This window comes from Oceanicoccus sagamiensis (genome assembly GCF_002117105.1).
Lineage (GTDB): Bacteria > Pseudomonadota > Gammaproteobacteria > Pseudomonadales > Dasaniaceae > Oceanicoccus > Oceanicoccus sagamiensis.
In genome coordinates this window covers 430,281-442,007 of sequence record NZ_CP019343.1, presented here as the reverse complement: position 1 = coordinate 442,007, position 11,727 = coordinate 430,281, and the positions used below count along the sequence as shown (strand labels likewise).

General features: G+C 49.5%; 13 protein-coding genes and 1 pseudogene. 10 read left to right on the top strand and 4 right to left on the bottom strand.

The annotated features are described in order from the left end of the window. The first annotated feature begins 2 nt into the window (after positions 1-2). The 5 genes from BST96_RS02015 (at position 3) to smrA (ending at position 3,294) form a co-directional block, all read left to right on the top strand. Positions 3-587 (top strand): LON peptidase substrate-binding domain-containing protein, encoded by a 585-nt coding sequence (locus BST96_RS02015; protein ID WP_085757083.1) that lies wholly within the window; start codon positions 3-5, stop codon positions 585-587. 121 nt (positions 588-708) lie between these two features. Further along, on the top strand, positions 709-1,212 hold the full coding sequence (locus tag BST96_RS02010) for a 3'-5' exonuclease family protein (protein WP_206045382.1): 504 nt from the start codon (positions 709-711) through the stop codon (positions 1,210-1,212). Between the two features lie 147 nt (positions 1,213-1,359). Then, the gene (locus BST96_RS02005) at positions 1,360-2,175 is read left to right on the top strand and encodes a flagellin N-terminal helical domain-containing protein (protein WP_085757081.1); all 816 of its coding nucleotides are present in this window, start codon (positions 1,360-1,362) and stop codon (positions 2,173-2,175) included. A 138-nt stretch (positions 2,176-2,313) separates the two neighbouring features. Then, on the top strand, positions 2,314-2,553 hold the full coding sequence (locus BST96_RS02000) for a YgaP family membrane protein (RefSeq protein WP_085757080.1): 240 nt from the start codon (positions 2,314-2,316) through the stop codon (positions 2,551-2,553). A gap of 141 nt (positions 2,554-2,694) precedes the next feature. Continuing rightward, positions 2,695-3,294, top strand: coding sequence for a DNA endonuclease SmrA (smrA, locus tag BST96_RS01995; protein WP_085757079.1), 600 nt, complete (start codon positions 2,695-2,697; stop codon positions 3,292-3,294). A 22-nt stretch (positions 3,295-3,316) separates the two neighbouring features. On the opposite strand, the gene BST96_RS01990 is transcribed toward smrA, so the two are convergent. The 4 genes from BST96_RS01990 to gatC are packed head-to-tail and all read right to left on the bottom strand — an operon-like array spanning position 3,317 to position 6,894. Beyond that, positions 3,317-3,613, bottom strand: a complete 297-nt coding sequence (locus tag BST96_RS01990; protein ID WP_085757078.1) for a PA4642 family protein — start codon at positions 3,611-3,613, stop codon at positions 3,317-3,319. A 27-nt stretch (positions 3,614-3,640) separates the two neighbouring features. Next, on the bottom strand, positions 3,641-5,086 hold the full coding sequence (gene gatB, locus BST96_RS01985) for an Asp-tRNA(Asn)/Glu-tRNA(Gln) amidotransferase subunit GatB (protein WP_085757077.1): 1,446 nt from the start codon (positions 5,084-5,086) through the stop codon (positions 3,641-3,643). A gap of 3 nt (positions 5,087-5,089) precedes the next feature. Continuing rightward, positions 5,090-6,550: an Asp-tRNA(Asn)/Glu-tRNA(Gln) amidotransferase subunit GatA gene (gatA, locus tag BST96_RS01980; RefSeq protein ID WP_085757076.1), complete on the bottom strand. Its 1,461-nt coding sequence runs from the start codon at positions 6,548-6,550 to the stop codon at positions 5,090-5,092. Between the two features lie 56 nt (positions 6,551-6,606). Next, positions 6,607-6,894, bottom strand: coding sequence for an Asp-tRNA(Asn)/Glu-tRNA(Gln) amidotransferase subunit GatC (gene gatC, locus BST96_RS01975; protein WP_085757075.1), 288 nt, complete (start codon positions 6,892-6,894; stop codon positions 6,607-6,609). A gap of 285 nt (positions 6,895-7,179) precedes the next feature. Between gatC and BST96_RS01970 the strand changes: the two are divergent. From BST96_RS01970 to rng, 5 genes and pseudogenes are all read left to right on the top strand, one after another. Next, positions 7,180-8,216: pseudogene (locus tag BST96_RS01970) on the top strand (rod shape-determining protein). A gap of 81 nt (positions 8,217-8,297) precedes the next feature. Next, complete coding sequence (gene mreC, locus BST96_RS01965) at positions 8,298-9,185, top strand: rod shape-determining protein MreC (protein ID WP_338043311.1); 888 nt, start codon at positions 8,298-8,300, stop codon at positions 9,183-9,185. Beyond that, positions 9,163-9,654: a rod shape-determining protein MreD gene (mreD, locus tag BST96_RS01960; protein ID WP_240554879.1), complete on the top strand. Its 492-nt coding sequence runs from the start codon at positions 9,163-9,165 to the stop codon at positions 9,652-9,654. Before mreC ends, mreD begins: the two co-directional genes overlap by 23 nt. After that, positions 9,644-10,255, top strand: a complete 612-nt coding sequence (locus BST96_RS01955; RefSeq protein WP_085757072.1) for a Maf family protein — start codon at positions 9,644-9,646, stop codon at positions 10,253-10,255. Before mreD ends, BST96_RS01955 begins: the two co-directional genes overlap by 11 nt. Beyond that, entirely contained in the window at positions 10,248-11,726 is a 1,479-nt protein-coding gene (gene rng / locus BST96_RS01950; protein WP_085757071.1) for a ribonuclease G, read from the top strand. The genes BST96_RS01955 and rng overlap by 8 nt, the downstream gene beginning before the upstream one ends. Position 11,727: the final 1 nt, after the last annotated feature.

The following is an 11,727-nucleotide window of genomic DNA, read 5'->3' as shown; positions in this document are numbered from 1 at the left end:
CCATGGAAACCATCCCACTGCTGCCCCTTACTACCGTACTCTTCCCCACCGGCAAGATGCCGTTGCAGATTTTTGAGCCCCGCTATTTGGATTTAATCAGCTCATCACTAAAAAATGATAGCGGTTTTGGGGTGGTATGGCTCCGCGATGGCAGTGAGTTAGATCAACCTGGCAGTGAGCCCCGCTTGGCGCAGCTCGGTACCTTGGCCAGAGTGGTGGACTGGGATTCGCTGCCCAATGGTTTGCTGGGCATTACTATTGAAGGTACTGACAAATTCCGTTTAATCTCCAGCCACCAGCGCGATGATAAGCTCTATATGGCAGAGGTAGAGTGGGTGGAGCCAGAGCCCTATATTCCGCTGCCGGAATATTCTGATGAAATGGCAGCCTTGCTGGCCCAGCTGCTCGACCATCCCCATATCGCCCGGTTAAAACTATCACCCGTGGTTGACGATATCGCCACCATGAGCCATCTGCTATCACAGCTGCTACCCATCGACGAAAAGATTAAATTTGAGTTACTGGCGATCACCGATCCGCTGCTGCGCATGGAGCAGCTAATGGACTTATTAGACGAGTATAACTAGCCGGTCTTAAGGCTCCCCTCGCTATCTGTCATATCAAGTATAATTGTCTATAATTTACCCATAAAATAATAATAGCTCAGCCGCCACCGGGATGATGTGCGGTTAATTAATGGATATTCGTATGCGACCTATTGTCATCGATGTTGAAGCGTCTGGACTTGGCCGAGGCAGCTACCCCATAGAAGTGGGGGTGGCCAATGCCGAAGGGCAGGGCAGCTGTAATATTATCCGCCGTGAAGACGCGTGGCAGCACTGGGACCCCAGAGCTGAAATGCTCCATGGTATCAGCCGGGAAACACTCTCTAAACACGGCAAAGCCCCTGAATTTGTCGCCTCCATGCTCAATGATCAATTGGCGGGCCAGATTGTTTACAGCGATGCCTGGGGCAATGACAGCAGCTGGATTGCTCTGCTATTTGATGCAGCTGAGCTGCCCCAGCGCTTTCGGCTGGAGTCCCTCAGAAGCCTATTATCCGATGCCCAGGTCGATATCTGGCATGCGACCAAGGACAAAGTCACCGAGGAGCTTGGCTATACTCGCCACCGGGCCAGCCATGATGCATTGATCTTACAACAGACCTTTTGCCAGACCGCCGAGCTGGTTGGCCGCCAAAAAGTGGGTTAGCGCCTGGGCCTGCCCCGGCCTGAGCCAATATATCCAGTTATAAGCCCACACTCTTAACTCCCAACTAATCTAAAAACTTCGCCCCATAATGTTAAAATCCAGCCTGTTGATATCCATCCTGTTGATAGACAAACCAAGGAGTTGCAGATGGTACAGAGCATCAATAACAGCAGTTTAAGCCTCGGTATTTTACAGGGGCTGAATAAAGCCCAGGGTGCACAGCAAACGGCTCTTGAGCGGATCGGCTCAGGCAAGCAGATCAATAGCGCGGCGGATAATGCCGCTGGGTTGGCGATTATCGAGCGGTTTGCAGCACAGATCGATGGTGCCGGGCAGGCCATACGCAATACCAGCGATGGTATCTCCTTTAGTCAGGTTGCCGAAGCCAGCTTATCCTCCATCTCAGATGACTTGCAGCGCATTCGCGAATTATCCATACAGTCCGCCAATGGTTCCTTAAGTGATAGCGATAGAGGCAACTTGCAATCGGAGGTCGGACAATTACAGGATGAAATTTCACGCCGGCTTGAGCAAAGCAATTTTAACGGGGTTGATATCTTTAGCACTGATGCCGAGATTAGCTTTCAGGTCGGCGCCAATGCTAATGAGACTATCGAGCTCTCGACTGCGGACCTTAGTGCGCAGTTTGATAGTATTGCCGCCATTGATATCTCCAGCCAGACCGGTGCCCAGGATGCCCTCTCAGCGATCGACAGCACGCTGCAAACCCTCAGCGACCAGCGGGTGGAGTTTGGTGCTGTTGCCAACCGTTTTCAATCCACGGTCGATAACCTGCAAAACAACCGCATTAATACCGAGGACGCACGCAGTCGCATAGCTGATGCGGATATAGCCCGGGAAATTAGCAACAGCATTAAAGCGGGTATCCAGCAGCAGTCAGGTATTGCGGCGCAGGCGCAGGCCAATAGTAATGCCGAGTTAGTATTGAGATTGTTAGGGTAATCCAACGAGTCTATTAATCAACCCGGTACTTTTACCGGTTTTTTTATGATTAGGTGATCCGCTTTTAACAAGCCGCCGTAATTATTAGCAAATGCATTGATTGATAAATATGACATAAAATTACCTGAGGGCAGGCTAATGATAGAACGTAATTTAGGCAATGCTGAGCGCATTATTCGTTTACTGATGGGCGTACTTTTTTCATTCTGGGCGCTAAGCCAACCGTATATGAATGGTATCGAATGGTTTGTAGTGGCTGTCTCAGTGATGCTGATGTTAAACGGTATTTTTTCTCGCTGTTATTTCTGGTTTGTACTCGACCTCAATACCTGCAAGAAGGAAGATAAAGATTGCTATATGGCAGCATCTTCCAGCTAACGCTTGCTAAAACAAGCATCACCACAAAAGGCATCGCATCGGCGATGCCTTTCTGCGTTTTGGCTTGTAGTATTTCATATTGACCTGATGCACCAGTCCCAGTAAGGTTATTTTTTTCACAGTATAGTCGGTAGTAAAACCATGTCAGACGATCATAAAGACGATGATCTGTTTCTTCAGGAAATGGGGGATGTAAAACCCATTAAGGTCGAGAAAAAAGTCTCTCTCCAGCGCAGTAGCGATTCAGCGCTGGCCCAAGAAGCCAGACGCAAGGCGGCGACACAAGAGTTAAGCAAAGATAAAAATCACTTGGTTAGTGATTTTGTCGACTTACTCGACCCCTTTTATCCTTTGGAATTTAAGCGTTCAGGTGTTCAGCATGGCGTCTTTAAAAAATTAAAACAGGGTAAATATCCACAGGAAGGGAGGATTGATTTACACCGAATGACCGTGGAAAAAGCGCGGCAGGAAGTCTATAACTTTATTAAAGAAGCGGCGGCCTATGACTTGCGTTCACTGGTTATTGTTCACGGCAAAGGCAGTCATAGCAAAAACGACGAAGCCCTGTTAAAAAGCTATGTGAATAAATGGTTGCCCGATATGGATGAAGTGCAGGCTTTTTGTAGTGCCCAACCCCAGCATGGTGGTTTGGGGGCGGCCTATGTGCTGCTGAGTAAAAGTGAAAAGAAAAAGCAGGAAAATCGTGACCGTTTAAGCCGGGGTAGAACCGTAGCAGGCTAAAGGTTTAGCCTGCTGGTCAGATTTACTTGGCGCCGTTAGCGCTCATTATAGTGGCATACTCTTCAGAAGCGCGGTGCTGCTTGATAATAGATAATGCGGTTTCACCGTTTGGGTTGGTCGCATTAATATTACGGCCTTCTGCGGTAAAAAAACCAACAAACTCTTCAAAGTTTTCCAATCGCATAGACTGGTAGGCTTTTAGCAAAACATGAAAATCCGCTTCAATATCTTCTGCGGGTTTTACCTCCAAAAAATCTTTAACCCGTTGCTCGGTCCAGACTTCATCGAGAACTTTTTCTTTATCTTTTTTTAGTGCCATAACTGTATTACCTGTAGTAAAAATAGATTAGCCGTTTAATTTGGCCATAAGGATTTTGTTAACCATGCCCGGGTTGGCCTGGCCTTTGGAGGCTTTCATGATTTGCCCAACAAAAAAGCCGGTCATCTTTTTGCGCTTGCCTTCGTCTGCATTGCGGAAGTTGTCTACCTGTTCCGGGTTGTTGGCAATGACCTCGTCAACCATAGCTTCTAGGGCACCGGTATCAGAAACCTGCTTTAAGCCCTTGGCTTCAATAACGGTATCCGCATCACCTTCACCGGCCCACATCGCTTCAAATACCTGCTTGGCGATTTTTCCCGAGATAGTATTGTCTTTGATGCGGGCAATTAGTTGACCCAGTGCGGCGGCGCTAACCGGGCACTGCTGAATACTGAGTTCATCGTTATTCAGTTTTGCGGAGACATCGCCGATTAACCAGTTGGCCGCTAATTTAGCGTCGTCACAGGCGCTGGCGGTTTCTTCAAAGTAACTGGCCATATTGGCATCACCACTTAAAATACCCGCGTCATAATTGGATAGGCTATAGCTTTCAACAAAGCGTGCCTGACGAGCATCCGGCAGCTCTGGCATTGCATTGCGCAGGGCATCGATATAATTATCATCAATTTCCACCGGTAACAGGTCAGGGCAGGGGAAGTAGCGGTAATCATTGGCTTCTTCTTTGCTGCGCATTGCTTTGGCGGTTTTGGTGTCGCTGTTATACAAACGTGTTTCCTGAGTGATGCTGCCGCCGTCTTCAAGAATATCAATCTGTCGTTCAACTTCTAAGGCAATTGCCTCCTCCATAAACTTAAAAGAGTTCAGGTTTTTGGTTTCGGTGCGGGTGCCAAACTCTTCTTCGCCTTTCAGGCGTACAGAGACGTTGACATCAAAGCGCATAGAGCCCTGCGACATATCACCATCGGAAATACCCAGCGAGGTCACAATACTGTGTAATTTACGGGCAAACTCAACGGCTTCTTCCGAGCTGCGCATATCCGGCTCAGAAACAATCTCGATCAGCGGTGTACCGGCACGGTTTAAATCAATGCCCGAATTATTCTGTAACCCCTCATGCACCGACTTGCCGGCATCTTCTTCCAAATGCGCATGGTGAATACGAATCACTTTACTCTCGCCATTTTGCAGTTGAATTTCAATGGCGCCTGCCCCAACAATCGGGTAATCCATTTGCGTGGTCTGGTAACCCTTTGGCGAATCGGGGTAAAAATAATTTTTGCGGTCGAAGACCGAACGCTTATTAATCTCGGCGCCAATCCCCAGACCAAACAAAATAGCATGTTTCAGGGCTTGCTCATTCAGCACCGGTAAGGTGCCCGGCATGGCCAAATCAACGGCGTTCGCCTGAGTGTTAGGCTCGGCACCAAAGGCGGTGCTGGAGCCGGAAAATATTTTTGTAGCGGTGGCCAGTTGCACGTGCACTTCAAGGCCGATGACTGTTTCCCATTCCATGACTTAGCCCTCCGCCACAAGCGACGGCATTTGCTGGTGCCAGTCGGTTGCCTGTTGAAATTGATGCGCGGCATTAAGCAGTTTGGCCTCGGCAAAATAATTGCCAGTCAGTTGCAGGCCCGCGGGTTTGCCATCGACTAAACCGGCGGGGATAGACATACCCGGCAGTCCGGCCAAATTGGTGGAGATGGTATAGATATCTTCTAAATACATAGAGACAGGGTCGTTAGATTTTTCACCCAGAGCAAAAGCGGTATTGGGTACGGTGGGGCCCATAATCACATCTACCGTTTTAAACGCTTCAACAAAATCATTTTTAATCAAACGACGAATTTGCTGAGCCTTGCGATAATAAGCATCGTAAAAACCGGCGGACAAGGCATAAGTACCGACTAAAATACGGCGCTTCACTTCTTCACCAAAACCCTCTTCACGGGTGCGGGTGTAAAGGTCTTGTAAATCTTCCGGGTTATCGCAGCGGTAGCCGTAACGGACTCCGTCAAAACGGGATAAATTCGCCGAGGCTTCGGAGGGGGCAATAATGTAATAACAGGGCACAGCCAAGTCTGTATTGGGCAAAGAAATATCTTTCACCGTGGCGCCCATGGCTTCATATTCTTTAATCGCCGCTTGCACTGCCTGCTCAATCGCCGGTGTTAAACCTTTGCCAAAATATTCTTTGGGTAGGCCAATGGTTAAACCCGATAAATCATCCTTAAGGCTGGCGGTATAGTCGGGTACTGCCTGATCCATACTGGTTGAGTCTTTGCTGTCATAGCCCGCCATCACATTCAGCATTAATGCGGCATCTTCAGCGGTGCGGGTCATAGGGCCGCCCTGATCAAGGCTGGAGGCAAAGGCGATCATGCCATAGCGGGAAACACGGCCATAGGTGGGTTTTAAGCCGGTGATACCGCATAAGGCGGCGGGCTGACGAATCGAGCCTCCGGTGTCGGTGCCGGTGCTGGCCGGAGCCAGTTGGGCCGCTACGGCTGCTGCGCTACCGCCGGATGAACCACCGGGAACACAGTCCGTATTCCAGGGGTTTTTAACCGCGCCATAAAAGCTGGACTCATTCGATGAGCCCATGGCAAATTCATCCATATTGGTTTTGCCCAGAGAGATAGCGCCCGCCTGGTTAAATTTTTCAATCACAGTGGCGTTATAGGGCGGGATAAAATTATCCAGCATTTTTGAGCCGCAACTGGTTTTTACGCCTTCGGTACAAAAAATATCTTTGTGTGCCAAGGGGATGCCGGTCAGTGCTGAGCCATTGCCGCTAGCTAATAGCTCGTCAGCCGCTTTAGCCTGGCTTAAGGCCTGCTCAGCGGTTACCGTAATAAAACTGTTATAGCTGGGGTCCAGTGCTTCAATACGGCCCAGATAGTGTTGGGTCAGCTCTTCGCTGGAGAATGATTTATCCGCCAAGCCCGTACTCAGCTCAGCCAGTGTTTTGTTATGCATGGAAATTCCTGTGGTAGACAAATTCGATCAATATGAGGCAGTGCTGGATTAGGCTTCTATTCGATAACCTTGGGGACCAGATACAGGCCTTCATCGGCATCCGGAGCGATGGCCTGAAAGCGTTCACGTTGGTCAACTTCAGTCACCGTATCATCACGCAGGCGCTGTATTGCATCCAGCGGGTTGGCCATGGGCTCAATATTGGCGGTATCGACGGCCTGCATCTTGTCGACCATAGCGAGAATATCGTTAATACGCTCGGCGACCTCAGGGATATTATCCTCGGCCACACGGATACGTGCGAGGGTAGCGATTTTTTCAATATCGGATTGTTCTACGGACATTGTTGGGTACTCGGTTTTAGGCGCTGTTTACTGCTTTAACATCAACCGCCGGCCCCGAATATTTTAAATGGCGCCAGCGAGTCGATAAGTCTTTATAAACGCTAAACTTATCACATTTCTGCCTTGCTCTAAATGCCTGCCGTTGTTAGAGTGGCAAATTTATTGCAAGACATTAAAAATGCTGGCCAAAATAGGCTAAACTTCTGTCAAACCAATGACATATTGCCAGAGCGAACAGAGCACTTCTCTGCGCCGGTGCCAAGACCTTCAAGGTGAACTAACTACATGCTAAAAAGAATAAGAGGCCTTTTCTCCAACGATCTGTCCATCGATCTTGGGACTGCTAACACCCTCATTTATGTCCGCGAAGAGGGCATTGTTCTGGACGAGCCCTCCGTGGTTGCTATTAGAGTCCATAATGGTCAAAAAACCATCGAAGCGGTAGGTTCTGATGCCAAGCGTATGCTGGGCCGTACGCCGGGCAATATTACCGCCATTCGTCCCCTTAAAGATGGTGTGATTGCCGACTTTCAGGTGACCGAGAAAATGCTCCAGCATTTTATCTCCAAAGTTCACCAAAACAGCTTTATCCGCCCCAGCCCCCGCGTCTTGATCTGTGTGCCCTGTAAATCCACTCAGGTAGAGCGCCGAGCTATCCGTGAATCCGCCTTGAGTGCGGGTTCCCGTGAGGTAAGACTGATCGAAGAGCCTATGGCGGCGGCCATTGGTGCTGGTCTGTCGGTTGAAGAAGCAACAGGCTCCATGGTGGTTGATATAGGTGGTGGTACCACCGAGATTGCTATTATCTCCCTTAATGGCGTGGTGTATTCAGATTCTGTAAGAGTGGGGGGTGACCGTTTTGACGAGTCCATCGTCTCCCACGTCCGTCGCAAATATGGCAGTCTGATTGGTGATGCCACGGCGGAACGTATCAAACAAGAGATAGGTTGTGCTCACACCGAAAGTGAGTTGCGCGAAATTGATGTGCGCGGCCGCAACCTGGCTGAGGGTGTCCCCCGCAGCTTTACCCTCAACAGTGATGAAATTCTTGAAGCTTTACAGGAGCCGCTAGCGGCTATTGTGCAATCGGTTAAACGAGCATTGGAACAAGCCCCCCGGAATTGGCAGCAGATATTGCCGAAACCGGTATTGTCCTTACCGGTGGCGGTGCCATGCTACGTGACCTCGATCGTCTGATCTCTGATGAAACTGGCTTGCCGGTACTGGTAGCGGATGATCCGCTAACCTGTGTTGCCCGCGGTGGCGGTAAGGCATTGGAGATTATGGATCGCCACAGTATTGATCTCTTATCGACGGAATAGCCGCATAAGCGTTCTACCAGTAAATCTGACGGACTATTGAGTAACGTATTAAGCACCGGCTGCTTCGGGGCTTAATATAGCATTCACCCTGACAGCAAAAAAATATGGGGTAAGCTCATCAAACCGTTATTTGTAAAAGGCCCTTCTATTGGCGCTCGGTTATTAATACTGAGCCTGCTTGCCTTGGTGCTTATTTTTGCCGGCCAGCGCTTTGGCTGGGTTAAAGACCTGCAAGCCAACCTCTCTATTGTTGCCACCCCGTTTTACTGGGTCAGTGATATCCCCACCAAAATCTCCGAGTGGGGCGATGAAAATATACGCAGCCGCAAAACCCTGATTAGCGACAATGAACGCCTGAGCGCAGAGTCACTGCTACTCAAAGCACAGGTGCAAAAACTGGCCTCGCTGGAAGCGGAAAATGTGCGCCTGCGGGAATTGCTCAACTCCTCCGCCATCCTCGATGACAGTGTGCTGGTAGCCGAAATGGTCGGTGTGTCGCCAGACCCACTGCACCATCAAATTATTGTGAATAAGGGCAAGAAAGACGGCCTTTACGTTGGCCAGCCGGTGATTGATGCGCTGGGCCTGATGGGGCAGATTATTGAAGTGGGGCCATTGCAGAGCCGGGTCTTGCTGATTACCGATGCGGCCCATGCATTGCCGGTACAGATTAACCGCAATGGCGTTAGAAGTGTGGCGGAAGGTGTCGGGTTATTCCATGAAGTGATTCTCCAGCACGTAGCGGCGACCACCGATATCAAAGTTGGTGACTTGCTGGTTAGCTCCGGTCTGGGTCAGCGTTTCCCTGTGGGCTATCCGGTGGCCGTGGTGACAGAAGTCACCATTGACCCCGGCCAGGCGTTTGCCATTGTTAAAGCCAAGCCCAGTGCGGCACTAAATAGAAGCCGCCATGTATTACTGGTATTTAGCAACCGGCTGGAAGGGAGTGAGGCTGTTGAACCAGAGTAATGGCCGCTGGGTTATCGCGCTCACCCTGCTGGTCGCATTATGGCTGGCGATTGTGCCGTTACCGGTATGGGCCCAGTGGGGTCGTCCGGAGTTTGTCGCCATGGTATTGGTTTACTGGGTGATTGCATTGCCCGAGCGCGTAGGTATTGGTATGGCCTGGGTGGTCGGCTTACTTCAAGATATTATGGAAGGTAGCCCGCTGGGCCAGCATGCCTTTGCTTTGGCAGTATTGGCCTATCTGTCACTCATACTCTATCAGCGCTTGCGGATGTATACCCCAGTCCAGCAAGCGGCGGTTATTTTTGTTTTGATAGGGCTTAACCAGTTGCTCTGTCATTGGGTTGAAACCTTAACCGGTACTGTGTCGCCTAATCTATTGTTTTTATTACCCGCTCTGGTCAGCGCCCTGTTATGGCCATTGCTGTCATTGTTTTTGCGGGTCCTGCGCCGAGCCTACTATGTCACCTGACACTGCCAATAAGGCGCGCTTATATTTGGCGTCACAGTCCCCCCGCCGTGCCGAGTTGTTAGAGCAGGTTGCGCTTGGTTTTGAAAAAATATCCGTCGATACCGATGAGTCAGTATTGGCTGGTGAATCACCGCAGGACTATGTGCAGCGTGTTGCTATTGCCAAAGCTCAGGCTGGCTTGGCGCTAGTTGAGCAGCAGGGCTTAAGCCCCTTACCTGTACTGGGTGCAGATACCTCGGTGATTATCGATGGTCAGATTTTGGGTAAACCCCGTGACCGCGATCACGCTTTGGCGATGTTAGGGCAATTGTCAGGTAGTACGCATCAAGTGATGAGTGCAATCTGTCTATGCTATCAACAGTGTCAGGAAACGGCCCTAAGTATTACCCGGGTTAGCTTCCGTCATATTGAGCCCGATGAGCTGGAACAATATTGGCTTAGCGGTGAACCTCTGGGTAAGGCCGGTGCCTATGCTATACAGGGGCGCGGTGCACTATTTGTAGAGAACATTGAAGGCAGTTATTCCGCGGTAGTGGGCTTGCCCCTGCTGGAAACCGGTCAACTGCTGCAAAAAATAGAACAGTTGGAACCCTATGAGTGAAGAAATACTAGCCAATGTCACCCCCACCGAAACACGGGTGGCGATTGTTGAAAATGGCATGTTGCAGGAAGTGTATATCGAGCGCAGTGCCTCAAAAGGCATTGTCGGTAATATCTATAAAGGCAAGGTCGTTCGAGTATTGCCGGGTATGCAGGCGGCGTTTGTAGAAATAGGTCTGGAGCGTACCAGCTTTATCCATGTATCAGATATTGCTGTGGTTGACCAGGATGGTGTTGAGCAGCGCAGTAATGAAGAGCCGGATATTCGGATGATGGTGCGGGAGGGGCAGAGCCTGATTGTGCAGGTTATCAAAGACCCTATTGGTACTAAAGGCGCACGGCTAACCACCCATCTATCGGTTCCTTCCCGCTATCTGGTCTATATGCCCCATACTCAACATATTGGTATCTCCCAGCGCCTGGAAGAGGAAGAGGAGCGCAATCGCTTACGGGCAGTGGTTGAGCAGTGTATTAAAACCGAGGCCATGGAAAAACTTGGTGGCTTTATTATTCGTACGGCGGCGGAAGGTGCTGGTGAAGATGAATTACTGGCAGATATAAAATACTTTAAACGTCTTTGGGCTGCGCTAGAGCGTAAAATGAAAGAGCGCGAAGCACCGGCTATTATTTATGAAGACCTGCCCTTATATATGCGCACCATGCGTGATCTGGTTAGGCCAGAGATTGAAAAAATCCGCATTGACTCCAATGAAAGCTTTCAAAATATGCGGCAGTTTGCGGAAGATTATATTCCCGAGTTAAAAGATCGTATCGAATACTACCCCGGTGAACGGCCGATTTTTGATCTCTACAGTGTAGAAGATGAAATTCAAAAAGCTCTGGGCCGTAAAGTCGCGTTAAAATCTGGCGGTTATTTGATTATTGATCAAACCGAAGCCATGACCACTATCGATGTGAATACCGGCGGTTTTGTTGGGCACCGAAATTTAGAAGAAACCATATTTAAAACCAACTTGGAAGCGGCGACCTCTTTAGCCCGGCAACTTAGAGTACGCAATCTGGGCGGCATTATTATTATTGATTTTATCGATATGAAAGATCCAGAGCATCGCCGTCAGGTACATCGCACCTTGGAAAAAGCGATGGAGCATGACTATGCCAAAAATATTATCACCGGTGTGTCTGAGTTAGGTCTGGTAGAAATGACCCGCAAGCGTACCCGTGAGAGTCTTGAACATGTGATGTGTGAAGATTGCCCGGTCTGCGATGCCAGAGGTTCGATTAAAAGCGCTGAAACCATCTGTTATGAAATTTTCCGTGAAATTCTGCGGGAAGCCCGTGCCTATGAAAATGACAAGCTGATGGTGTTGGCATCCCAGTCTGTGGTTGATCGCTTGCTGGATGAAGAATCGGCCAGTGTGGCGGACCTGGAGGAATTTATTGGCAAAACGATTAAGTTCCAGGTGGAGGCGGTTTACAACCAAGAACAGTTTGATGTGATTTTGTTGTAAT